Origin of the sequence: Streptomyces sp. KPB2 (genome assembly GCF_003950055.1) — a bacterium.
GTDB classification, from domain to species: Bacteria; Actinomycetota; Actinomycetes; order Streptomycetales; family Streptomycetaceae; genus Streptomyces; species Streptomyces salinarius.
Genome location: NZ_CP034353.1, coordinates 7,080,705 through 7,103,967 on the forward strand (window position 1 = coordinate 7,080,705; position 23,263 = coordinate 7,103,967).

Below are 23,263 nucleotides of genomic sequence, written 5' to 3' on the forward strand. Positions count from 1 at the left end.
TGGACGGGGGCGAATCGACCACGCTGATCCGGGGAGCGGCACTCAGCTCCGGGGCAGTCCCAGGAGGGCGCGAGCCACGTCCTGCGGAGGCTCGTCCCGTTCCCGCGCGAGCGCGATCACGGCCCGGCACGCGAGTTCGTTGACCCCGAAGGACAGAGCCTCCGGCGACACCCGGCCCGCCGCCTCGTCGATCCGGTCCTGGTCGTCGTCCACGCACGCCGAGACGTAGGCGGCCGCGGCCTCGAACAGATTGTGCGAACGCGACCCGCCTCCCGTGTCCCCCTCCCTGGCCGCTCCCGTACGCCGAGCGGTGCGGGATCTGTCCCAAGCCTCGCGGATCCTGTCGAACAAGTGGATCACCCTCCCCTTGCGATCACCCTGTCTGAGACAACATGTCCTGCTGCTCAACGTAGAGTTGAAGCCCCGACTGCAGAAGGGGGCGGCCATGGCGCGGCGCTTCGAACTACTGGCACGGATCAGGCGCATGGATCCCTACGAGAACGCCTCGGAGATCTACCGGCTGTCCTCGGCCTACGAGTTCCCCTGGGACTTCGCCCGCGCGTTGGAGCTGGCGCTCTACCGCACCTACGCCGTGCCGAGCATCGGTCGGCTGCTGGCCGAAACGGCCGAGTTCACCGACCGGCCCCAGAAGCGGTACGACGACACGGCGCTGCTGCTCGACACCGTCGTCGAGCACGGTTTCGACAGTGAGCAGGGCCGCACGGCGATCCGGCGCATCAACGGGATGCACCGCAGCTACGACATCACCAACGACGACATGCGGTACGTCCTGTGCACGTTCGTCGTGATCCCCAAACGCTGGATCGACGCCTACGGCTGGCGCCGGATGTCGCGCCACGAGACCGTGGCCTCGGCCGTCCACTACCGCACGCTGGGGCGGTACATGGGCATCAAGGACATCCCCGGTTCCTACGAGGAGTTCGAAGCCTGCCTCGACGCCTACGAGGAGGCCCACTTCGCCTGGGACGAGGGCGGGCGTCGTGTCTCGGACGCCACACTCGACCTCATGGCCTCCTGGTATCCGCGCCCCCTGGCACCGCTCCTGCGCGCCGGGACCCTCGCCCTGCTGGACGAACCCCTCCTGCGGGCGTTCGACTACGCGCCGCCGAGCCCTGCCACCCGCGCGGTCGTGCGTCGCGCCGTCAGACTGCGCGGGCGCGTGGTTCGTCTGCTGCCGCCGAGGCGTGCTCCGCACCACGCCCGGCAGAACAGGGAGATCAAGGGATATCCGAACGGCTACCGGCTGGCAGAGCTGGGCACCCGCCCGGTCCCCGGCGTCCGGGGCTGCCCGGTCCGCCACATCGACACCTCGGTCGTCGAGTGAGCCGATCGTCCCCCGCAGCCGGCCGAGTCCGGCCCGGGGCACGGCCCGTGCGACAGTAGGGACGCATGCGTCGGCGGTGGCCGGGGGAGGGGCGACTCAGCCCGTGCGGACCGCCAGGGCCAGGAAGCGCGCCTCCTCGTCGATGTACGCCGTCGTGTTCCACCCGGAACCGGCCAGCAGCGGACGAAGGTTGGGCTCGGCACGCAAGTCGTCCGGAGTGAGTTGCCGGCCCTGCCGGGCCGCGAGCGCCGCACGACCGATCGGGTGAAAGAGCGCCAGCACACCGCCGGGGCGCACGACGCGCGCCAGCTCCCGCAGATTCCCGGCAGGATCGGGCAGGTGGGCGATGAGGCCCGCCGCGAACACCGCGTCGAGCGACCGCGAACGCAGTGGCAGCGCGGCCACGTCGGCCAGCAGCAGGCGCCCGTCACGATCCCTCCCGGCCCGTACGGCGGCCTGGAGCATGGCAGGTGTGAGATCGGCGCCGAGGACCAGCCCGGACGGTCCCACGGCCGCACGCAAAGGGGTCAGGGCGCGTCCGGTGCCGCATCCCGCGTCGAGCACACGATCACCCGGCCGAAGCCCCAACTCGGCGAGCGCGGCGGCGTAGGCCGGTCCGTCGTCGGGAAAGCGGCGGTCCCAGTCGGCGGCCCGGGAGCCGAAGAATTCCTGGACGTGCGTGTGGTCGTCGCTCATGCCTCCCATGATCCCCCCGGAGGACACGGAAGATGCCGCAGCGCACACGTTCGAGCGTGACGCGATCGTTCCAGTGCTCCTCCGTGTCAGATAGCAACACCTTTCGAAATGCGCCCCCGTTGTGCGCCCGCTCTGGGACTACCGTCCCGGGGCCATGGGACACCTGGACCACGCCGCCCTCGGCTGGCTGACCCCCGTGCTGTCGTACGCGATGGCCTGTACCGGCGCGGCCCTCGGGCTGCGCTGCACCGTGCGCGCCCTGGCCGCCACCGGGCACACCCGCCGCAACTGGCTCCTGACCGCTGCTTCGGCGATCGGGACGGGCATCTGGACGATGCACTTCGTCGCCATGCTCGGTTTCCGGGTCAGCGGCACCGACATCCGCTACGACGTACCGCTCACCCTCGTGAGCCTTCTCGTCGCCGTACTCGTCGTCTGCGCCGGTGTCTTCGCCGTCGGCTACGGCCGCAACCGTGCGCGCGCACTCCTGCTCGGCGGCCTCACCACGGGGGTCGGCGTCGCGAGCATGCACTATCTCGGCATGGCGGCCATGCGCCTGCACGGCGAGGTGAGCTACGACCCGCTACGTGTCGGACTCTCCGTGCTCATAGCCGTCGCGGCCGCCACCGCGGCCCTCTGGGCGGCGCTCAACACCGAGTCACCCCTCGCGGTCACCCTCGCCTCACTGATCATGGGAGCGGCGGTGAGCAGTATGCACTACACGGGCATGTTCGCGGTGAGCGTGCGGGTCACGCCCTCCGGCGAGACGCTGCCCGGGGCCACGGCGATGCAGTTCATCTTCCCCCTCGCCGTCGGCCTCGGGTCCTACCTCTTTCTGACCTCCGCCTTCGTCGCACTGTCGCCGACGGCCGGGGAGCGCGAGGCGTCCGCCTCGGCACGGCAGCAACAGCCCGCCGGGACCAACGCCCCGTAACGCGGGTCCGGGCGTCAGGGTCCGGCGACAGCGCACCGACGTCCCGAGCGAGGAAGCCATGCGCCCACCCCGTACCAGCCCCGCCCGTACCGTCCCCGAAGCAGGCGCCCGGACGCCGCCCCAGCCATCCCTGCGCGGCCGTCGCGCGCACGCCGGCCCGCCGGCGGACGAAGGCCCGGCGGAGCCCGTGGGCGAGGCACCCGACGCGCCCGCCACGCGCGCGTGGCGGGCGCGCGTACGGCCCCGCACCGTGCGCGCCCGGATCGTCTGCCTCCTCATGGTGCCCGTCGTCTCCCTGCTGGCCCTGTGGGCGTACGCCACCGTCACCACCGCCCAGGACATCTCCCGGCTGCGGCAGGTGCAGCGGCTGGACGCCCGCGTCCGGGCGCCCGTCAGCGACGCCGTCGCCGCCCTGCAGGCCGAACGGTCCGCGGCCGTCCGGCTCGCCACCGACCCGTCGTCGGTGCCCGGGGCCGACTACCGGGACCTTGCCGCGCGCACCGACCGGGCGGTCGGGGAGCTGCGGCTCGGCGACCGCCACACCGTCGCCGACAGCGAGGAACTGCCCGCCGGAGTGGCCCGGCGGCTCGAGGCGTTCGTCAGCGGCGCCGAGGGTCTGGGGTCGCTGCGCACCGCCGTACTCGACCACCGCACGGACTGGGAGGAGGTCTACCGCCGGTATACAGCGGCCATCTCGGCGGCCTTCCCCGTGGGCGGCGCGCTCAGCGAGGTCCAGGACGCCGATCCGGGGTCCGACGCACGCGTGCTGGTCGAATTCGTGCGCGCCGGCGAGGCACTGGCCCAGGAGGACGCCCTGCTGGCCGGTGCCGGACCGGCCGACGGGCTCGGTGGGGAGCGTCTGCGCCTGTTCACCGGCGCTGTCGCCACGCGCCGCACGCTGACCGAGTCCGCCGTCGCCGACCTGCGCGGCCCGGAGCACGCAGCCTGGCGGGAACTGGCCGGCAGCAGCGCGTACGTGACCGTGGACGCGACGGAGGACCGGCTGCTCGACAGCGCCTCGCGGGGGCGGGCCGGCGAGTTGAGGGTGCCCTCCACCTGGAACGGCGCTCACGCGCGCGTGCGTGACGGCATGCGGGCGATCGAGCGGGAAGCCGGACGCTCGGCCACCGACCGGTCCGACCCGTTCACCCGAGGCGCGCTCACCCCCGCCGGGGCCGCGGTCCTGTTCGGTCTCCTCGCCGTCGCCGCATCGCTCGTCATCTCCGTCCGTATCGGTCGCGGCCTGGTGGTGGAACTGGTGAGCCTGCGCAACAGCGCTCTGGAGATCGCCCGGCACAAACTCCCCGAGGCGATGCGCAGGCTCCGCGCCGGGGACGAGATAGACATCCGGTCCGAGGCACCACCGCTGCCGCACGCCGAGGACGAGGCAGGACAGGTCGCCGAGGCACTGGGCACCGTGCACCGGGCCGCCCTGCGCGCCGCGGTGGAGCGCGCGGAACTCGCCGGCGGCATCGCCGGTGTCTTCGTCAACCTCGCCCGCCGCAGCCAGGTCCTCGTCCACCGTCAACTGAGCCTTCTGGACAGCATGGAACGCCGCTCCGACGATCCGAACGAACTCGGTGACCTCTTCCGGCTCGACCACCTCACCACCCGGATGCGGCGCCACGCCGAAAGCCTGATCATCCTCTCCGGCGCGGCGCCCGGACGGGCCTGGCGCATGCCGGTCTCCCTGACCGACGTGGTCCGTGCCGCCGTCTCCGAGGTCGAGGACTACGCGCGCGTAGAGGTACGGCAGCTCCCCGAGGCGTCCGTCGTCGGCGCCGCCGTCGCCGACGTCACCCACCTGCTGGCCGAGATCATCGAGAACGCCGCCCAGTTCTCCCCGCCCCACACGCGCGTGCGGGTCACCGGTGAACCCGTCGGCAACGGCTACGCGATCGAGGTCGAGGACCGTGGCCTCGGCATGGGCAAGGACGCCCTCGCGGAAGCCAACCACCGCATCGCACGGTCCGAGACGCTCGACCTGTTCGACAGCGACCGGCTCGGCCTGTTCGTCGTGAGCCGGCTCGCCGCCCGGCAGGACATCGGGGTGCACCTCAAAACCTCTCCCTACGGCGGAACGACGGCCGTCGTCCTGCTGCCCACCGCCCTGCTGGACGGCACAACGGCCGAAACTCGCCCAGGAGCCGCGCATGAGGCGGCCCGGCCCGAGGAGCACTTCCACGCGCGCGTGTCCGACGGCGTGGGACGGCAGGAGCCCGTGCCGGCCACCGTCGACCGGCCCGCGTTGACAGCCGCCGTACCGGCGGCCGGCCGCACCTCTACGACGGCGCGGCCTCCGGGAGGCCCCACTCTGCGGTTGCACCGATCCGACGCTTCCGACGCCGCCGGCGCATCCGCGGAGCGGGACGGTCCCCACCCGCCGCAGCCGACGGCAGGGGAGTCGGGCGACCTGCCCCGGCGTGTACGGCAGGCCAGCCTCGCTCCCCAACTGCGCGGCGAGAGCCCGGGTGCCCCGGTGCGCCCGGCCCGGGCGCGCGATGACGAGGAGCGCACCCCCGAAGCCGTGCGGGACCGCATGGCCGCATACCGCGACGGCTGGTCGCGCGGCGGCGGCCGTCGTCCCGGCCGGACAGCACCGCCGCAGCCGCCGTCCGGCGACAGCACCGAAGGAGATCCCGCATGATCCATGACTCCGGCACGGGGACCACCCGGCGGACCCGCGAACTCGACTGGCTGCTGGACGACCTGGTCGGACGCGTCCCCGAGGTGCGGCACGCCGTGGTGCTGTCGAACGACGGACTCGCCGTGGGAGCGTCGAACGGACTCGACCGGGAGGACGCCGAACACCTCGCCGCCGTCGCCTCCGGCTTCCACAGCCTGGCCAAGGGAGCGGGCCGGCACTTCGGTGCCGGCGGCGTGCACCAGACCATGGTCGAAATGGACGACGGGTTCCTGTTCGTGGCCGCGGCGGGGACGGCTCCTGCATCGCCGTCCTCACCGGCGTGACCGCCGACATCGGTCTCGTGGCCTACGAGATGGCACGGCTGGTCAGACGCGTCGGCGAGCACCTCGGTACTGCACCCCGTGCAGCCGCCCGGCCGCCCTTCGGCGGATGACCCGGAAGGTCCCCACGGATGACCGACGACATCACGGGCGGCGGCCGGGAAGGGCCGGGCAGCCAGTGGTACGACAACGAGGCCGGGCCCCTGGTCCGCCCCTACGCGATGACCGGCGGCCGCACCCGGCCGGGCCCCACGGGCGTCCGGTTCGATCTGATCGCCCTCGTCGCGCGTGCCGCCGGCGGACCGGACGTCGGCGACGGCGCGCTCGGACCGGAACACCGGACACTGATCCGCCTGTGCGGCACGGAAACCCAGTCGGTCGCCGAGCTCGCCGCCGACGCGGATCTGCCCGTGGGCGTCGTCAGGGTGCTCGTGGGCGACCTGGTGGAACTGGGGTGTGTGACCGTCAGCCGTCCCGTGCCGCCCGCACAGTTGCCCGACGAACGGATCCTGCGCGAAGTGATCGACGGACTGCGCGCACTCTAGAGAAGCCCGAAAGACCATGACCGGCACGCACGTGCACGACCGCACGCACCGAGAGAAGTGATCGATGGTCTCCGAACGCTCCGACGCCACGGACGGCGACACGACCGCGCTGGCGTTGAAAATCCTGGTCGCCGGAGGATTCGGCGTGGGCAAGACCACTCTGGTGGGCGCGGTCAGCGAGATCAGGCCCCTGCGCACGGAGGAACTGCTCAGCGAGGCCGGCCGGCTGGTGGACGACACCGACGGCATCGACCGGAAGGTCACCACGACCGTCGCCATGGACTTCGGCCGCATCACCATCCGGTCCGGCCTCTCCCTGTACCTCTTCGGCACGCCGGGACAGGACCGCTTCTGGTTCCTCTGGGACGAACTCGCGCAGGGCGCGCTCGGCGCCGTCGTACTCGCGGACACCCGGCGCATGGCGGACTGCTTCCCCGCGGTGGACTATTTCGAGCACCGGCACATTCCGTTCGTCGTCGCCGTGAACTGCTTCAGCGGGGCACGCAGGCACGACGCCGACAGCGTCCTGCGCGCGCTCGACCTCGACCCGGGGACGCCCGTGGTCCTCTGCGACGCCCGGGACCGGGAATCGGGCAAGGAGGTGCTGATCCGGCTCGTCGAGTACGCCGGGCGGATGCACACCGCCCGGCTCCTGGACTCGGTCCGCTGACCCGGCGGCCGGCGTCCCGGCAGGCGGTCCTCAGTCCGCCACCGACTTCTGGGCCAGGACCTTGTCCACGGTGACACGGACCAGGAGTTCGCCCGGGACGCCGTTGCGCGCCCCGAACTCCTCGGCCCGTTCCTCACCCATGTACCGGGCAGCGATGCGGGCGGCCCAGTGCCGCAGCTCGCCGGGGTCCTCCGAGATCCGCGCCCGGCCCTGCAGCACGACGAAGTCGAAGGGCGGCCGGTCGTCGTCCACACACAGGGCGATGCGGCCGTCACGGACCAGATTGCGCCCCTTCACGGTGTCCTTGCCGGTGTTGAACACCAAGTCGTCCCCGTCCAGCAGGAACCAGATGGGCGCCACATGCGGGCTGCCGTCGGCCCGAACGGTCGAAAGCTTTCCGGTGCGGGTGCCGTCCGAGACGAACGCCCGCCATTCCTCGTCGATCATCTTCTGTGCCATGCCCCCATCCTCCTTGCCCGCAGCACAGGCGTGGTGAAGGCTGGCGGACGGATCCCCCGGCCAGGGGGAGACAACGCGTACGGGAAGACACGGGGAGATATCGGACCATGGTGCAGAACCAGGGACTCGGCTGGCTGCTTGACGACCTGACGGCGCGCGTCGAACACGTACGGCACGCGTTGGTCCTGTCCAATGACGGCTTGGTGACCGGAGCGAGCACGGGCCTGCGACGCGAGGACGCCGAGCACCTCGCGGCCGTCTCGTCCGGACTGCACAGCCTGGCCAAGGGCTCGGGCCGCCACTTCGGTGCCGGCCGGGTACGGCAGACGATGGTGGAGTTCGACGACGCCGTGCTGTTCGTCACCGCGGCGGGTACGGGCAGTTGCCTGTGCGTGCTCAGCGGCGCGGAGGTCGACATCGGACAGATCGCGTACGAGATGACGCTGCTCGTGAACCGGGTGGGCGAGCACCTCGACGTCGATGCGCGGCAGCCGGGAGGCATATCGCCGACCGAGCTCTGACCTGCGCTTTCGGTGCGCATTTGGGAGTGGCTGCAGGGTTTTCCACAGGCCTGCCACCGAAATCGCGGTTGCGGCTACGGTCTTGTGTCAGCGGGTGCGGAGCGCGCCTGCCACACACTCCACGGGGGAGACGAACCATGTCCGGCAACACCGTCACGCACCAGACCGCCCTGGCCGCCGAGCGGACCGGCCCCACTCGGACCGCCGCTGTCGCGCCGAGCCGCGCCGCTCGGGAACTGGGCCTCAAGCGAAGCGAATTCGACCTCGCGGTGCGCCTCGGCCGCATCCGCACGGTACCCGACGACGGAGGCGGCGGACGGCGGGTCCCGCGCGACGAGATCGACAGGATCCGGGCGGCGGACGGCTTCCCCGAGGGACTTCGCGCCGCTGTCCGGGCCGTCGGCACCACAGAGGGCGCGGCCCTCATGGACGTGACCAAAGCCCGCTTCACCCGTCTGGCACGCCTGGGGCTGCTGGTGCCGGTGAAGTTCTACGTCAACCGCTACCGCGCCGTCGTCTGGCTGTATCCGGCCGAGGAGCTACGACGGTTCACAGCCGACGAACGCAACGCGGCGCTGCTCAAGGGCCGCACGCCCGCAGCCCTCCGTGACCAACTGGGGGAGGGGGTGGACCTGCGGCCCCGCAACTGGCGGGGACGGCACCTGGGCTTCCTGCTCCGCCAGGCGGCCGACGACCCCTGGGCCCGGGCTGCGGCCGTGGCGTCGCTGCTCGACGCCGCCGAGGTCTCGGACGTCGTCACCGACCCCTACGAGCGCTCTCATCTGGGCCGGTTCCGGCCCGCACGGCCGGCGCACGGTGCGCCGGGCTCTCCCGCCGCACAACTCGCCGAGGAGATCGCGACGGCCGCCGACCAGGACGAGATCGACTGGCTCCGCTCGGACCTCGCGGAAGCGGTGGAAGCGGCACGCCGGCAGTGTCCCGCCCCGCGCCCGGCCCCGCACGCCGTGCGCGAATCCGAGAGCCGGGAGCCACGCCAAGCGGAGAGCCGGAAACCGTGCGAAGCAGAGCAACCCGGCTGGCTGAGCGGCCTAGTGGGCCGACTGTGGCGCAGAGGCTCCTGACCTACAGGGACCGGAAGAGCCCTTCCTGGACGACCGACACCAGCATCCGTCCTTCCCTGTCGTAGATCCGCCCACGGGCCAGTCCGCGCCCGCCGGTGGCGATCGGAGACTCCTGGTCGTACAGGAACCACTCGTCCGCCCGAAACGGCCGGTGGAACCACATGGCGTGGTCCAGCGACGCCATGTCGAACCCCCGCGGACCCCACAGCGGCTCCACCGGGATGCGCACGGCGTCCAGGAGAGTCATGTCGCTGGCGTAGGTCAGGGCGCAGGTGTGCACGAGCGGGTCGTCGCCGAGCGGCCCGACCGCGCGCATCCACACGGCGCTGCGGGGCTCGGCACCCTGGACCTCCTCGGCGCTCCAGCGCAGCCGGTCGACGTACCGGATGTCGAAGGGCTGACGGCGGGCCATGCGCTCCAGCTGCTCCGGCAACGCGCCCAGGTGCTCCCGCACCTCTTCGGCGACCGTCGGCAGGGACTCGGGGTCGGGGACCTCGCGGGCCGGCGGCAACTGGTGCTCGAAACTCCCCTGCTCAGGCTTGTGAAAGGAGGCGGTGAGCGTGAAGATCGTGCGGCCCTGCTGCACGGCGGTGACCCTGCGGGTCGTGAACGACCGCCCGTCGCGGTCCCGTTCGACCTGGTACACGATCGGCACCCCGGGGCGGCCGGGGCGCAAGAAGTACGCGTGCAGCGAGTGCACCGGGCGATCGCCGTCGGTGGTGCGGCCCGCGGCGACCAGCGCCTGGCCCGCCACCTGGCCGCCGAAGACCCGCTGCAGCGACTCCTCGGGGCTGCGGCCACGGAAGATGTTGACCTCGATCTGCTCCAGGTCGAGCAGGGCGACGAGGCTCTCGGCCGGATTCGTCATCGGTGGGGTTCTCCTGTGCTCACAACTGGCCGACATCGGTGACGCGGACGACGGCACGGCCTTCCGCGTCGGAGGCGGTGAGGTCCACCTCCGCACTGATGCCCCAGTCGTGGTCGTCGTTCGGGTCGTCGAAGATCTGCCGCACGCGCCACAGGCCGTTCTGCGGCTCCTCCTCGATGACCAGCAGCTTCGGGCCGCGGGCGTCGGGGCCGGTGCCGAGGTCGTCGTACTCGTCCCAGTACGCGTCCATGGCCTCGCCCCACGCGTCGGCGTCCCAGCCGGCGTCGGCGTCCATCTCGCCCAGCTCGCCGACCTGGTCGAGGGCGGCGAGTTCGACGCGGCGGAACATGGCGTTGCGGACCAGGACACGGAAGGCGCGCGCGTTGGCGGTGACCGGCCGTACCTGGTCGGCCTTCTCCTGAGCCTCCTCGGCGGTCATCTCCTCCGGGTTGGCGAGCTGCTCCCACTCGTCGAGGAGGCTGGAGTCCACCTGGCGCACCATCTCGCCCAGCCATTCGATCAGGTCCTGCAGATCCTCGGACTTCAGGTCGTCCGGGACGGTGTGGTCGAGGGCCTTGTAGGCACTGGCCAGGTAGCGCAGCACGATGCCCTCGGTGCGGGCGAGTTCGTAGTGGGAGACCAGCTCGGTGAAGGTGAGTGCCCGCTCGTACATGTCGCGGATGACCGACTTCGGGGACAGCGGGTGGTCACCGACCCAGGGGTGGCTCCGGCGGTACGTGTCGTAGGCGTGGAAGAGCAGCTCCTCCAACGGCTTCGGGTACGTGATGTCCTGGAGGCGCTCCATGCGCTCCTCGTACTCGACGCCGTCCGCCTTCATCGCGGCCACGGCCTCACCGCGCGCCTTGTTCTGCTGGGCGGCGAGGATCTGCCGCGGATCGTCCAGCGTGGACTCCACGACCGACACCATGTCCAGCGCGTACGACGGCGACTCGGGGTCCAGCAACTCGAAGGCGGCCAGCGCGAACGTGGACAGCGGCTGGTTCAGCGCGAAGTCCTGCTGCAGGTCCACCGTAAGACGCACGATGCGTCCCTCGGCGTCCGGCTCGTCGAGCTTCTCCACGATCCCGCCGTCCAGCAGCGAGCGGTAGATGGCGATCGCCCGCCGGATGTGCCTGAGCTGCTGCCTGCGCGGCTCGTGGTTGTCCTCCAGCAGGTGCCGCATCGCGGAGAAGGCGTCGCCGGGGCGGGCGATCACCGACAGCAGCATGGTGTGCGTGACGCGGAACCGGGATGTCAGCGGCTCCGGCTCGGAGCCGATGAGTTTGTCGAACGTGCTCTCCGACCAGGCCACGAAGCCCTCGGGAGCCTTCTTCCGCACGACCTTCCGCCGCTTCTTCGGGTCGTCCCCGGCCTTGGCGAGCGCCTTCTCGTTCTCGACGACGTGCTCGGGTGCCTGGGCGACGACGAAGCCCTCCGTGTCGAACCCGGCGCGCCCGGCCCGGCCGGCGATCTGGTGGAACTCCCGGGCCCTCAGCGTCCGCACCCGGGTGCCGTCGTACTTCGTCAGCGCCGTGAACAGCACGGTACGGATGGGGACGTTGACGCCCACGCCGAGGGTGTCCGTTCCGCAGATCACCTTCAGCAGACCGGCCTGCGCGAGCTTCTCCACCAGCCGCCGGTACTTGGGCAGCATGCCGGCGTGGTGGACCCCGATGCCGTGCCGCACGTAGCGGGAGAGGTTGCGGCCGAACTTCGTGGTGAAGCGGAAGTTGCCGATCAGCTCGGCGATCCGCTCCTTCTCCTCGCGCGTACACATGTTGATGCTCATCAGCGCCTGCGCCCGCTCCACGGCCTGCGCCTGGGTGAAGTGCACGATGTACACCGGGGCCTGCCGGGCCGACAGCAGATCGGTGAGCGTCTCGGTGAGCGGGGTGTAGCGGAACTCGTAGGACAGCGGCACGGGACGGGTGGCCGAGCGGACCACCGCGGTGGGCCGGCCCGTGCGGCGCGCGAGGTCCTTCTCGAAGAAGGAGACGTCACCGAGGGTCGCCGACATCAGGACGAACTGGGCCTGCGGAAGTTCCAGCAGGGGAATCTGCCAGGCCCAGCCGCGGTCCGGCTCCGCGTAGAAGTGGAACTCGTCCATGACGACCTGGCCGATGTCCGCGTGCTTGCCGTCACGCAGCGCGATCGACGCCAGAACCTCGGCGGTGCAGCAGATGACGGGGGCGTCGGAGTTCACCGAGGCGTCGCCGGTGAGCATGCCCACGTTCTCGGTGCCGAAGATCTTGCACAGCTCGAAGAACTTCTCCGACACCAGCGCCTTGATCGGAGCCGTGTAGAAGGTGACCTCGTCCCGGGCCAGCGCGGCGAAGTGCGCGCCCGCCGCGATCATGCTCTTGCCGGAGCCGGTGGGCGTCGACACGATCACGTTCGCGCCGGAGACCACCTCGATCAGCGCCTCCTCCTGATGGGGGTAGAGCGTGAGACCGCGTTCCTGGGCCCACGCCTCGAAGGCTTCGTACAAGGCATCGGGGTCGGCGGTCCGCGGCAGCTGATCGATGAGGGTCACGCCCCCATCTTGCCTGTCCCGGGTCGCGATGGGGGAATCGGCTGTCCGCGTGAAGATCACGAACGCTACGCTGGGTCGCCGGCGCGGCAACAGCGGACCCGGACAACTGCACAGCGACACACGAGGAATGGGGCGGGCAACGGCGATGATGGGACCAGCACACTCACTGTCGGGCGCCGCGGCGTGGCTCGGCGTCGGAGCGGCGACCGCCGCCGCGGGACACCCGATGCCCTGGCCGGTGCTGCTCGCCGGAGCCCTGATCTGTGCCGGAGCGGCGCTCGCCCCCGACCTCGACCACAAGGCGGCCACCATCTCCCGGGCCTTCGGGCCGGTCTCACGAGGCCTGTGCGAGATCGTCGACAAGCTGTCCGCCGCCGTCTACAAGGCCACCAGGAAGCCGGGCGACCCGCGCCGTTCCGGCGGACACCGCACGCTGACGCACACCTGGCTGTGGGCGGTCCTGATCGGCGGGGGCACTTCGGTGCTGGCGATCGTGGGCGGCCGCTGGGCGGTCCTGGCGATCCTCTTCGTGCACATGGTGCTGGCCATCGAGGGCCTGCTCTGGCGGGCCACCCGCGGTTCCAGCAGCGACGTGCTGGTCTGGCTGCTGGCCGGGACCAGTGCGTGGATCCTCGCCGGAATCCTGGACAAGCCGGACGGCGGTGCGGACTGGCTGTTCACCGCACCGGGCCAGGAGTACCTGTGGCTGGGGCTGCCGATCGTGCTCGGCGCCCTGGTGCACGACATCGGGGACGCTCTGACCGTGTCCGGCTGCCCGATACTCTGGCCGATACCGGTGGGCCGCAAGCGCTGGTACCCCATCGGCCCGCCGAAGGCCATGCGGTTCCGGGCGGGCAGCTGGGTGGAGCTGAAGGTGCTGATGCCGGCGTTCATGCTGCTCGGGGGAGTGGGCGGCGCCGCCGCACTCAACTTCATCTGAGTGACGCGGACCCGTCCGGCTCAGCCGGTTTCGCCGGTGTCCTGGCCCTCGCCCGCGCCGTAACGCCGCTCGAAGCGTGCGACGCGCCCCTCCGAGTCCACCGTTCGCGCCTTGCCCGTGTAGAAGGGGTGGCTCTCCGAGGAGATCTCCACGTCCACCACGGGGTACGTCTCGCCGTCGTCCCACTCGATGGTCCGGTCGCTGGTCGCGGTGGACCGGGTCAGGAAGGCGTACCCGGCGCCGCGGTCGCGGAAGACGACGGGCCGGTAGTCGGGGTGCTTGTCCTGCTGCATGGCTGCTCCTCGTACGGCAGGGATCATCGGAGCGACGGCACGGGCCCGCCGTCGCCAGTGGCGTCAGCCCGGCAGGGAGTCCTCGTCGACCACGTGCATCGCGGCCTCCTCGGCGGAGGCGGCCGCGCCGTCGATGCCCACGTCCATGGCGACCAGCGCCGGCTCCTCGTCCTCGTGCGCCCCCTCGTCCGGGGCCACGAGCCGGCCGGAACGGTCCGCGCCGACCTCGTTGTCCAGCAGCTCACCATCGGTGCCGTCGGAGTCGCCCAGTCCGTCACCGTCGGGAGCGAGCTCGTCCGGCCGCTCCTCGGCGAGCCGCTGGTCCAGCGTTTCGCCGCGGCGACGTTCGGCGGCCGTCACGCCGGTGTGCTCCACCGCCCAGGGACGCTCGGGCGGGGACCAGCCACGATCGAGCGGATCGTCGACACCGTCCTCCTCGAGGGTGTCCTCGCCGTCGAGCAGGCCGGTGTCCTCCCTCTGCTCGGAGCCGTCGGGCTGGTAGACGTCATCTCCCCATCCGTCGACGCTGTTCACGGGTACCTCCAGGGGGTGGGGACCGGCCCCTTCTCGCCGTGCACCGCGGCGGGCTGCCGCTGCACGGGGCACAGGCGTCACCCGTCGCGGAACCGCGCGGTTCCAGGGCCTGCCTCGAGCCGGTGCCTGTTCCCAGCCTTCCACTCCCGTTCGGGACCGCGCAACGGCACGGACTCCGCCGGGGGACCTCCAGGGCCTGCTCCTCCGGGTGCACCGGCCGGGCCGACCCGGGCGGACCGGCCCGGCACCGGCGGCCCGCCGGCCCCGAGCCGCCCCGCACGCGACCGGCCCCGGCCGGCCCCGCCCCGGTCGTCCGGCCCGGGACCGTCCCGCCGGCGAAGGGAGGTGCGACACGGCTATCCGTGCCAGGACCGCCACAGTGCCGCGTAGGCGCCGTCCGCCGCGACGAGTTCGTCGTGACTGCCCAGCTCGCTGATCCGGCCGTTCTCGACCACGGCGATGACGTCGGCGTCGTGGGCCGTGTGCAGGCGATGGGCGATCGCGATCACCGTGCGGCCTTCCAGGACCCGGGACAGGGACCGTTCGAGATGGCGCGCGGCCCGCGGATCGAGCAGCGACGTCGCCTCGTCCAGCACCAGCGTGTGCGGATCGGCCAGCACCAGGCGGGCCAGCGCGATCTGCTGCGCCTGCGCCGGGGTGAGCGCGAAGCCGCCCGACCCGACCTCGGTGTCCAGGCCCTCGTCCAGCCCCCGGGACCAGTCGTCCGCGTCGACCGCGCCCAGCGCCGTCCACAGCTCGGCGTCGGTGGCGCCGGTCCTGGCGAGCCGGAGATTGTCGCGCAGGGAGCCCACGAAGACGTGATGCTCCTGGTTGACCAGGGCGACATGCGAGCGGACCCGCTCCGCGGACATCCGGGACAGTTCCGCGCCGCCCAGGGTGATCCGGCCCTCGCGGGGACCGTAGATACCGGCGAGCAGCCTGCCCAGGGTGGACTTGCCGGCGCCCGAGGGGCCGACCAGGGCGAGCCTGGTGCCGGGGGCGACCTCCAGCGACACCTTGCGCAGGACGTCCACCCCCTCGAGGTAGCCGAAGTGCACCCGTTCGGCGTGCACGTGCCGCCCGTCGGGGGACAACGTGCCGTCACCGGCGTCCGGCTCGATGTCCCGCACTCCCACCAGCCGGGCCAGCGACACCTGGGCCACCTGCAACTCGTCGTACCAGCGCAGGATGATGCCGACCGGGTCGACGAGCATCTGCGCGATCAGTGCCGCCGTGGTCAGCTGACCGACCCCGATCCAGCCCTGGAGGACGAACACACCGCCGATGAGCAGGACGGAGGCGAGCACGGTCACATGGGTGATGTTGATGACCGGGAACAGCACCGACCGCAGCCAGAGGGTGTAGCGCTCCCAGGCCGTCCACTCCCTGATCCGGCGCTCCGACAGTTCGATGCGGCGGGTGTCGAGGCGGTGGGACTCGACCGTGCGCCCGGCGTCCACCGTCTCGGCGAGCGCGGCGGCCACCGCGGCGTACCCGGCGGCTTCCGAACGGTAGGCCGCGGGCGCCCTGCGGAAGTACCAGCGGCAGCCGATCACCAGGAGCGGTACCGCGATCAGCACTGCGGGCGCCAGGGGCGGTGCCGTGACCACCAGGCCGCCCAGCAGCAGCACCACCCACACGGCACCGATCGCCAGCTGGGGCACGGCCTCGCGCATGGCGTTGGCGAGCCGGTCGATGTCCGTGGTGATCCGGGAGAGCAGGTCGCCCGTGCCGGCCCGCTCGAGCACCCCGGGCGGCAGTCCGACCGACCGCACGAGGAAGTCCTCGCGCAGATCGGCCAGCATCCGCTCGCCGAGCACGGCCCCGCGCAGCCGTACCTCGCGCACGAACACGGCCTGCACGAGGAGGGCGAGCACGAAGAGCGCGGCCGTGAGGCCGAGACGCAACTCGCGGGTGTCGTCCGAGACCCGCTCCACGAGCCCGCCCAGCAGGTAGGGGCCCGCCATGGAGGCGATCACGGCGACGGTGTTGACGGTGACGAGGAAGAGGAACGCGCGACGGTGCCGGCGCAGCAGTTCTCCCACGTAGGCGCGCACGGTCGGGCGCGCGCCGACGGGCAGGGTGCTCGCCGTCGTGGGAGCCGCCGGGTCGTAGGACGGGGGCGCGACGCCGATCATGCCGTTTCCTCGATCTCTTCCAGTCGGTGCAGTACGTCGTCGTCACTGAGGGCGTCGTCACTCAGGGCGTCGGCACGGCCCTCACCGGGGCCCTCGCCACGGCTGACACCGCGGTCGTCGTCGGCCGGGTACTTCGCCGGCTCTCCCGCGGCCGGGCCGCCGTCGCGGTGGGGTGCGGACTCCTCGTCGGTCTCGCGGGTCACCACCGCCCGGTACCCGGGCTCCGTGTGCAGCAGCTCCCGGTGGGCGCCGACCGCCGCGACCTCGCCGTCGTGGAGGAACACGATCCGGTCCGCGCGGTCCAGCAGCAGCGGGGACGAGGTGAACACCACCGTGGTGCGCCCCGCGCGCAGCGTCCGCACGCCCTGCGCGATCCGCGCCTCGGTGTGCGAGTCCACGGCCGAGGTCGGTTCGTCCAGGACCAGCACCTCCGGGTCCGTGATCAGGGACCTCGCCAGCGCCAGCCGCTGGCGCTGGCCGCCCGACAGCGACCGGCCCCGCTCGGTGATGCGGGCGTCCATCGGGTCGTCGGCGCCGAGCGAGCCCTGCGCGAGCGCCGTCAGCACGTCACCGCACTGCGCGGCGGCCAGCGCGTCCTCGGCGCCCACGGCACCGGACGCGGGCACGTCGAGCAGTTCCCGGAGCGTGCCGGAGAGCAGCACCGGGTCCTTGTCCTGGACCAGCACGGCGGTGCGCGCGGACTTCAGGGGCAGCTCGTCCAGCGGCACCCCGCCCAGCAGGGCCGACGTGCCCTGCTCCGGGGGATGCCCGCCGAGCCGTTCGGCCAGCCGTCCGGCGGCGTCCGGGTCGCCGCACACCACGGCGGTGAACCGGCCCGCGGGAGCCAGGAGACCGGTGGCCGGGTCGTACAGGTCCCCGGTGGGGATCTCGGCGGCGCGTGAACCCGTGGTGTCCGTGGCGCGCTCCAGGGCCAGCACCCGCGCGGCCCGCTTGGCCGAGGGCCGGGAGAAGGAGTACGCCATGGCGATCTCCTCGAAGTGCCGCAGGGGGTAGGTGAGGATCATGACGGAGCTGTAGACGGCGACGAGTTCGCCGACCTCGATGCGACCCTCGCGGGCCAGGTGGACGCCGCGCCAGACCACCGCGATCAGCAGCAGGCCGGGCAGCAGCACCTGGATCGCGGAGATCAGGGCCCACATGCGGGCGCTGCGCACGGCCGCGTGGCGCACCTCCTGGGAGGCGCCGCGGTAGCGGTCGAGGAAGAGTTCCTCGCCGCCGATGCCGCGCAGCACGCGCAGTCCGGCGACGGTGTCCGAGGCGAGTTCGGTGGCCCGGCCGGCCTTGTCCCGCTGGACGTCGGCCCGCCGGGTGGCGCGGGGCAGCAGAGGCAGGACCGCGAGGGCCAGCACCGGCAGCCCCACGATCACGACGACACCGAGCGCCGGCTGGTAGACGACCAGGGCCACACAGACCAGCACGACGGTGAGCGCGGCCGCGGTGAAACGGGAGACGGCCTCCACGAACCAGCCGATCTTCTCGACGTCGCCGGTGGACACGGCCACGACCTCACCGGCCGCCACACGCCGGGTCAGCGCCGAGCCCAGCAGGGCCGTCTTGCGGGCCAGGAGTTGCTGGACGCGGGCCGCGGCGGTGATCCAGTTGGTGACGGCGGCGCGGTGCAGGAAGGTGTCGCCGATCGCGTTGCCGGCGCAGCACAGCACCATGAGACCGCCCGCGACGGCGAGCCCGGTGCCGGAGCGGTCGACGACCGCCTGGATGGCGAGACCGACGCAGAAGGGCAGGGCGGAGACGGAAGCGAAGTGCAGCAGGCCCCAGGCCAGTGACTTGAGTTGGCCACCGAGCTGGTTGCGGAACAGCCACCACAGGAATCGGGGGCCCGAGCGTGCGTCCGGCACACCCGGGTCGGGATACGGAAGGTCTTGGATCTGCATGACGTCCCAGTGGCTCGTGTCAGGAAGTGCCGTTGCCAGGCGGCATCAAGAGGCTGCAAACCGTGACAGGTTCGCGTCGCCGCGTGCCCAAAATCAAGCGGTTTTCCGCAGGGGGACACGAATCCGGCTGCAGCCCGCGGCACGTCATTGGCACGCGTCCGCGGCGCCCCGCCCGTGCCCGTCCGGGCCGTCGCACCCGCGTCCGCCCGCCGCAGTCCTGACGGCAGGCCCGAAACGGGTGCGACGATGGACGGATGGCGAGTGGTGGCGTACGGCGTGCGGCGGTCGCGATGGCGGCCCTGGGCTCCCTGGTGGCGGTGTCGGCGCTGTCGGCGTGCGGCGGCCCGTCGGGGCACGGAACGGACACCGGGGCGAGCGCGCCCCCCGGCGGGGCCGGGCGGAGCAGTGCGACGGCCGACCCGGCCACGATCCCCGGCGTCGGCGACCGGCTCCAGCGCCGCATCCCCGCCGACTCGCGCCAGGTCGTCGCCGTGTACGGCGACGGCCGAAACTCCGCCGACTCCACAGCCGTGCTCTACACGAAGCACGGCTCCGTCTGGCACCGCGCCCGCAGTTGGGCGGCGCACAACGGTACGAAGGGGTGGACGACCGACCACCACGAGAACGACAAGCGCAGTCCTGTCGGCGTGTTCACGCTGAGCGACGCGGGCGGTGTGCTCCCGGACCCGGATCCGGCCCCCGGTACCGGCCTGCCCTACAGCCGGTCGGCGAGCTTCGCGGCGCCGCGCTGGTGGGCGAAGTCGTACTGGCACGACTTCGACTACGTCATCGCCATCGACTACAACCGCGTCAAGGGCACCCCGCCGAACGACCCGACCCGTCCCGAGGGTTCGGCCAAGGGCGGTTCGATCTGGCTCCACATGGACCACGGCAGTGGTACGTCGGCGTGCGTCAGTCTGCCCAAGCCGGCGATGGAGTATCTGTTGCGCACGCTCGACCCGGACCTGCACCCCGTGGTGGTCATGGGGGACAGGGCGAACCTGAAGGCCTGAGCGCGGGCGTCCAGGTATCCGGGTCAGGCCGGGTGCCGGTGCCCCCGGTCGCCGTCGGGGCCGTCGATCAGCGTGTCCAGTAGCCCGCCCAGCACCGCGCGCTGCTCGTCGGTCAGCGGGGCGAGGATCTCCTCGGCGGCGGACCTGCGTGCGGTGCGCAACTCCCTCAGGGCCGCGCGCCCGTCGTCGGTCAGCTCGATCCGGATGACGCGGCGGTTGGCCGGATCCGGGACGCGGCGCACCTTTCCGGCCGTCTCCAGCCCGTCGACCAGGGTCGTCACCGCCCGGGGCACGACCTCGAGGCGCTCGGCGAGGTCGGCCATGCGCGGGGGCGAGCCGTAGTGCGCCAGCGTGCGCAGCAGCCGGGACTGGGCCGGAGTGATGCCGAGGGCGCGGTGCTCGAGATGGCGCTTCTGGATGCGGTGCACCCGGCGGGTGAGCCGCAGCAGCTGCTCGGCGAGCAGGCCGTCGGGATCGGGGGCGGTCATACGGGAACAATATCAGGATGACGTTCATTGTGAGTATAGGTAACAATGACCTGTGATCCGTAAGGTCCGCGCCAGCCCCTGGCAGTACCCGCAGGTCTGCCGTCCGGAGGGCTTCGCGGACCTCCCCTCGCCGCCTGTCGAAGGAGCCCATGCACCCCGATCGCGAATCCGCCTGGACCGCACCCGCCGACGCCAAGGAACAGCCCCGGCAGGTGCGCCGCATCCTCAAGCTGTTCCGCCCCTATCGCGGCCGCCTCGCGGTCGTCGGCCTGCTGGTCGGCGCCGCGTCCCTGGTGTCGGTCGCCACGCCCTTCCTGCTCAAGGAGATCCTCGACGTCGCGATCCCCGAGGGCCGCACGGGCCTGCTGAGCCTGCTCGCCCTCGGCATGATCTTCGGCGCCGTCCTCACCAGCGTCTTCGGCGTGCTGCAGACCCTGATCTCCACCACCGTGGGCCAGCGCGTCATGCACGATCTGCGCACCGCCGTCTACGGCCGGCTGCAGCAGATGTCCCTCGCCTTCTTCACCCGCACCCGCACCGGCGAGGTCCAGTCCCGCATCGCCAACGACATCGGCGGCATGCAGGCCACCGTCACCTCCACGGCCACCTCCCTGGTCTCCAACCTCACCAGCGTGGTCGCCACGATCGTCGCCATGGTCGTCCTCGACTGGCGCCTGACCGTCGTCTCACTCCTTCTCCTCCCGGTGTTCGTGTGGATCAGCCGCCGGGTCGGCAGGGAACGCAGGAAGATCACCACCCGGCGCCAGAAACAGATGGCCGCGATGGCCGCCACGGTCACCGAGTCGCTCTCCGTCAGCGGCATCCTGCTCGGCCGCACCATGGGTCGCTCCGACTCGCTCACCCGCGCCTTCGCGGACGAGTCCGAGAGCCTGGTCGACCTGGAAGTGAAGTCGAACATGGCGGGCCGCTGGCGGATGGCGGTCATCACGATCGTCATGGCCGCCATGCCGGCCGTCATCTACTGGACCGCGGGCATCGCCCTGCAACTGGGCGGCCCCGACGTCTCCCTCGGTACGATCGTCGCCTTCGTCTCGCTCCAGCAGGGGCTGTTCCGTCCGACCGTGAGCCTGCTGTCGACCGGCGTCCAGATCCAGACCTCGCTCGCGCTGTTCCAGCGCATCTTCGAATACCTCGACCTGCCGATCGACATCACCGAGCGGCAGGACCCCGTCCACCTCGACCACGTCAAGGGCGAGGTCCGCTTCGAGAACGTCCGGTTCGGCTACGACGGCAAGGGCGGCCCGGTGCTCGACGGCATCGACATCACCGTCCCCGCCGGCAGCAGCCTCGCCGTCGTCGGTCCCACCGGCGCCGGCAAGTCCACGCTCGGCCACCTCGTGCCGCGGCTCTACGACGTGACGGGCGGCCGGGTCACCCTCGACGGGATTGACGTGCGCGACCTCGACTTCGACACCCTCGCTCGCGCGGTCGGCGTCGTGTCGCAGGAGACGTACCTCTTCCACGCCTCCGTCGCCGAGAACCTGCGCTTCGCCAAGCCGGACGCCACGGACGCCGAGCTGGAGGCCGCGGCGAGGGCGGCCCAGATCCACGACCACATCGCCGCCCTGCCCGACGGCTACGACACCGTGGTCGGCGAGCGCGGCCACCGGTTCTCCGGCGGCGAGAAGCAGCGCCTGGCCATCGCCCGCACCATCCTGCGCGATCCGCCCGTCCTCGTCCTGGACGAGGCGACCAGTGCCCTGGACACCCGTACCGAGGCCGCCGTGCAGGGGGCCATCGACGCCCTGTCCGCCAACCGCACCACGATCACCATCGCCCACCGTCTGTCCACCGTCCGGGACGCCGACCGGATCGTGGTCCTCGACTCCGGACACCTGGCCGAACAGGGCACGCACGAGGCGCTGCTCGCGCAGGACGGGAGGTATGCCGCACTGGTCCGCCGGGACGCCCGACTGGAGCCGACAAGATGAAGATATGCCGGGTTTGTCTGTATATCGGGGTTACCGTGCCCGCATGCAGATGAACACTCCGCCACGGAGCGCGAGAAGCGCGGGGAGCGCCAGAGGCCCCAGAAGGAGCCTCCGGAGCCCCAGAGGTGTCAGAGGTCCCAGAAGCCCCAGGAGAGCGGTCCGGCTGACGCGCCGGGGCCGTGTCGCGCTGATCGCGGTCGGCGCCGTCGTGGCCGGTACCGCGGTGGCCGTGCCGCTGCTGACGACGGACGACGAGGGCGAGTCCCGGCCCACGTCCCTCGTGATCCCGGAGGGCTGGCGCGCGACCCAGGTCTACGCGGCCGTCGACAAGGTCCTCGCCCTGCCCGCGGGTACCACCAAGAAGTCCCTGGCCAAGGCCAACCTCAAGCTGCCGAACGACGCCGAGGGCAACCCCGAGGGCTATCTCTTCCCCGCGACCTATCCGCTCGGTGAGAACCCCACCCCGGAGAAGCTGCTGACGGCCATGGTCGAGAAGGCCAACAAGAGGTTCACCGGCGCGCCGGTCGCCGCGGGCGCCCAGCGCAACGCGCTGAACGTCTATCAGGCGGTCACCATCGCCAGCATCGTGCAGGCGGAGGCCGCCACCGAGGAGGACATGGGCAAGGTGGCCCGGGTCGTCTTCAACCGGCTGGAACGCGGCATGCCGCTGCAGATGGACTCCACCATCAACTACGCCCTGGGCCGTTCCACCCTGAAGACCACGGCCGAGGACACGAAGATCGACAGTCCCTACAACTCGTACCAGCGCATGGGTCTGCCGCCCACCCCCATCGCCAATCCGGGCGACGAGGCGATGAGCGCGGCGATCAATCCGACCCCGGGCGACTGGCTGTACTTCGTCACGGTCAAGCCGGGCGACACCCGCTTCACCGCCGACTACGCCGAACACCAGCGCAACGTGGACGAGTTCAACCGCCTCCAGCAGAGCGCCTCGAAGAAGGCCGAGGCCGCCAAGTGACCGGTCGGGGCGTCACGCGGCGACCGGCGCCCCCTCGGCCAGCAGCCGCCTGATGTCCCGTACGGCCGCCCGCCCCGCCCGGTTGGCGCCGATGGTGCTGGCGGACGGTCCGTAGCCGACGAGATGGATCCGCGGGTCGGCGACCGCACGCGTCCCCTCGACCCGGATGCCGCCGCCCGCCTCCCGCAGCCGCAGCGGCCGCAGATGGTCGATGGCGGGACGGAACCCGGTCGCCCACAGGATGACGTCCGCGGCCACCCGCCGCCCGTCGCCCCACTCCACCCCCTCGGACGTGACCCGGTCGAACATGGGCTGCCGGTCCAGTACGCCCGACTCCAGCCCGGCCCGGATCGCGTCGTTCAGCGGCAGTCGTCTCAAGTGTGATTGACAACT

21 protein-coding genes and 2 pseudogenes are annotated in these 23,263 nt (G+C 71.8%); 12 read left to right on the forward strand and 11 right to left on the reverse strand.

The window, feature by feature from the left end; translation table 11 throughout:
• Positions 1–42 precede the first annotated feature (42 nt).
• Positions 43–351 (reverse strand): hypothetical protein, encoded by a 309-nt coding sequence (locus tag D1J63_RS32005; protein WP_164713059.1) that lies wholly within the window; start codon positions 349–351, stop codon positions 43–45.
• 94 nt (positions 352–445) lie between these two features.
• Here D1J63_RS32005 and D1J63_RS32010 point away from each other — a divergent pair, with 94 nt between their 5' ends.
• The gene (locus tag D1J63_RS32010) at positions 446–1,345 is read left to right on the forward strand and encodes an oxygenase MpaB family protein (protein ID WP_125633705.1); all 900 of its coding nucleotides are present in this window, start codon (positions 446–448) and stop codon (positions 1,343–1,345) included.
• A 96-nt stretch (positions 1,346–1,441) separates the two neighbouring features.
• Here the strand turns inward: D1J63_RS32010 and D1J63_RS32015 are convergent, their stop codons facing one another.
• Positions 1,442–2,041: a class I SAM-dependent methyltransferase gene (locus tag D1J63_RS32015; RefSeq protein WP_125633708.1), complete on the reverse strand. Its 600-nt coding sequence runs from the start codon at positions 2,039–2,041 to the stop codon at positions 1,442–1,444.
• A 154-nt stretch (positions 2,042–2,195) separates the two neighbouring features.
• On the opposite strand from D1J63_RS32015, the gene D1J63_RS32020 reads away from it, so the two are divergent.
• The 5 genes and pseudogenes from D1J63_RS32020 (at position 2,196) to D1J63_RS32040 (ending at position 7,157) form a co-directional block, all read left to right on the forward strand.
• Positions 2,196–2,975, forward strand: a complete 780-nt coding sequence (locus D1J63_RS32020) for an MHYT domain-containing protein (RefSeq protein WP_164713060.1) — start codon at positions 2,196–2,198, stop codon at positions 2,973–2,975.
• A gap of 58 nt (positions 2,976–3,033) precedes the next feature.
• Positions 3,034–5,622, forward strand: a complete 2,589-nt coding sequence (locus D1J63_RS32025) for a nitrate- and nitrite sensing domain-containing protein (RefSeq protein ID WP_125633710.1) — start codon at positions 3,034–3,036, stop codon at positions 5,620–5,622.
• Positions 5,619–6,055, forward strand: a pseudogene (locus D1J63_RS32030) (roadblock/LC7 domain-containing protein). The gene D1J63_RS32025 and the pseudogene D1J63_RS32030 overlap by 4 nt, the downstream one beginning before the upstream one ends.
• Positions 6,056–6,073: 18 nt before the next feature.
• Positions 6,074–6,487, forward strand: a complete 414-nt coding sequence (locus D1J63_RS32035) for a DUF742 domain-containing protein (RefSeq protein WP_125633712.1) — start codon at positions 6,074–6,076, stop codon at positions 6,485–6,487.
• Between the two features lie 64 nt (positions 6,488–6,551).
• Positions 6,552–7,157, forward strand: a complete 606-nt coding sequence (locus tag D1J63_RS32040) for an ATP/GTP-binding protein (protein ID WP_125633714.1) — start codon at positions 6,552–6,554, stop codon at positions 7,155–7,157.
• A gap of 30 nt (positions 7,158–7,187) precedes the next feature.
• Here the strand turns inward: D1J63_RS32040 and D1J63_RS32045 are convergent, their stop codons facing one another.
• Positions 7,188–7,616, reverse strand: a complete 429-nt coding sequence (locus D1J63_RS32045; RefSeq protein ID WP_125633716.1) for a PPOX class F420-dependent oxidoreductase — start codon at positions 7,614–7,616, stop codon at positions 7,188–7,190.
• A 107-nt stretch (positions 7,617–7,723) separates the two neighbouring features.
• Between D1J63_RS32045 and D1J63_RS32050 the strand changes: the two genes are divergently transcribed.
• Together D1J63_RS32050 and D1J63_RS32055 are read left to right on the forward strand one after the other, a co-directional pair.
• Positions 7,724–8,137: a roadblock/LC7 domain-containing protein gene (locus tag D1J63_RS32050; RefSeq protein WP_125633718.1), complete on the forward strand. Its 414-nt coding sequence runs from the start codon at positions 7,724–7,726 to the stop codon at positions 8,135–8,137.
• A 137-nt stretch (positions 8,138–8,274) separates the two neighbouring features.
• The gene (locus D1J63_RS32055) at positions 8,275–9,219 is read left to right on the forward strand and encodes a DUF6397 family protein (protein WP_125633720.1); all 945 of its coding nucleotides are present in this window, start codon (positions 8,275–8,277) and stop codon (positions 9,217–9,219) included.
• Position 9,220: 1 nt separating this feature from the next.
• Here the strand turns inward: D1J63_RS32055 and D1J63_RS32060 are convergent, their stop codons facing one another.
• The gene (locus D1J63_RS32060) at positions 9,221–10,087 is read right to left on the reverse strand and encodes an acyl-CoA thioesterase II (RefSeq protein WP_102928477.1); all 867 of its coding nucleotides are present in this window, start codon (positions 10,085–10,087) and stop codon (positions 9,221–9,223) included.
• Between the two features lie 19 nt (positions 10,088–10,106).
• Entirely contained in the window at positions 10,107–12,620 is a 2,514-nt protein-coding gene (locus D1J63_RS32065) for a DEAD/DEAH box helicase (protein ID WP_164713061.1), read from the reverse strand.
• A gap of 145 nt (positions 12,621–12,765) precedes the next feature.
• Between D1J63_RS32065 and D1J63_RS32070 the strand changes: the two genes are divergently transcribed.
• A complete protein-coding gene (locus D1J63_RS32070; protein ID WP_125633722.1) occupies positions 12,766–13,560 on the forward strand; it encodes a metal-dependent hydrolase in 795 nt (264 codons plus the stop codon).
• 20 nt (positions 13,561–13,580) lie between these two features.
• Here D1J63_RS32070 and D1J63_RS32075 read toward each other — a convergent pair whose 3' ends face one another.
• From D1J63_RS32075 to D1J63_RS32090, 4 genes are all read right to left on the reverse strand, one after another.
• Positions 13,581–13,853: a type B 50S ribosomal protein L31 gene (locus D1J63_RS32075; RefSeq protein ID WP_125633724.1), complete on the reverse strand. Its 273-nt coding sequence runs from the start codon at positions 13,851–13,853 to the stop codon at positions 13,581–13,583.
• A 63-nt stretch (positions 13,854–13,916) separates the two neighbouring features.
• Positions 13,917–14,387, reverse strand: coding sequence for a DUF5709 domain-containing protein (locus tag D1J63_RS32080; RefSeq protein ID WP_059297801.1), 471 nt, complete (start codon positions 14,385–14,387; stop codon positions 13,917–13,919).
• Between the two features lie 356 nt (positions 14,388–14,743).
• Positions 14,744–16,525 carry an ABC transporter ATP-binding protein gene (locus tag D1J63_RS32085; RefSeq protein WP_125633726.1) on the reverse strand — a complete coding sequence of 594 codons (1,782 nt, stop codon included), beginning with the start codon at positions 16,523–16,525 and terminating at the stop codon, positions 14,744–14,746.
• Positions 16,522–18,438, reverse strand: a complete 1,917-nt coding sequence (locus tag D1J63_RS32090) for an ABC transporter ATP-binding protein (RefSeq protein WP_125633728.1) — start codon at positions 18,436–18,438, stop codon at positions 16,522–16,524. Before D1J63_RS32090 ends, D1J63_RS32085 begins: the two co-directional genes overlap by 4 nt.
• A gap of 254 nt (positions 18,439–18,692) precedes the next feature.
• On the opposite strand from D1J63_RS32090, the gene D1J63_RS32095 reads away from it, so the two are divergent.
• On the forward strand, positions 18,693–19,451 hold the full coding sequence (locus D1J63_RS32095) for a hypothetical protein (protein ID WP_125633730.1): 759 nt from the start codon (positions 18,693–18,695) through the stop codon (positions 19,449–19,451).
• A gap of 23 nt (positions 19,452–19,474) precedes the next feature.
• On the opposite strand, the gene D1J63_RS32100 is transcribed toward D1J63_RS32095, so the two are convergent.
• Positions 19,475–19,939, reverse strand: coding sequence for a MarR family transcriptional regulator (locus tag D1J63_RS32100; RefSeq protein WP_102928273.1), 465 nt, complete (start codon positions 19,937–19,939; stop codon positions 19,475–19,477).
• 149 nt (positions 19,940–20,088) lie between these two features.
• Here D1J63_RS32100 and D1J63_RS32105 point away from each other — a divergent pair, with 149 nt between their 5' ends.
• A complete protein-coding gene (locus tag D1J63_RS32105) occupies positions 20,089–21,891 on the forward strand; it encodes an ABC transporter ATP-binding protein (RefSeq protein WP_125633732.1) in 1,803 nt (600 codons plus the stop codon).
• Between the two features lie 208 nt (positions 21,892–22,099).
• A complete protein-coding gene (mltG, locus tag D1J63_RS32110; RefSeq protein ID WP_241235627.1) occupies positions 22,100–22,870 on the forward strand; it encodes an endolytic transglycosylase MltG in 771 nt (256 codons plus the stop codon).
• A 12-nt stretch (positions 22,871–22,882) separates the two neighbouring features.
• Here the strand turns inward: mltG and D1J63_RS32115 are convergent.
• Positions 22,883–23,239 (reverse strand): annotated as a pseudogene (locus D1J63_RS32115) (pyridine nucleotide-disulfide oxidoreductase); the annotation flags it as partial.
• Positions 23,240–23,263 lie beyond the last annotated feature (24 nt).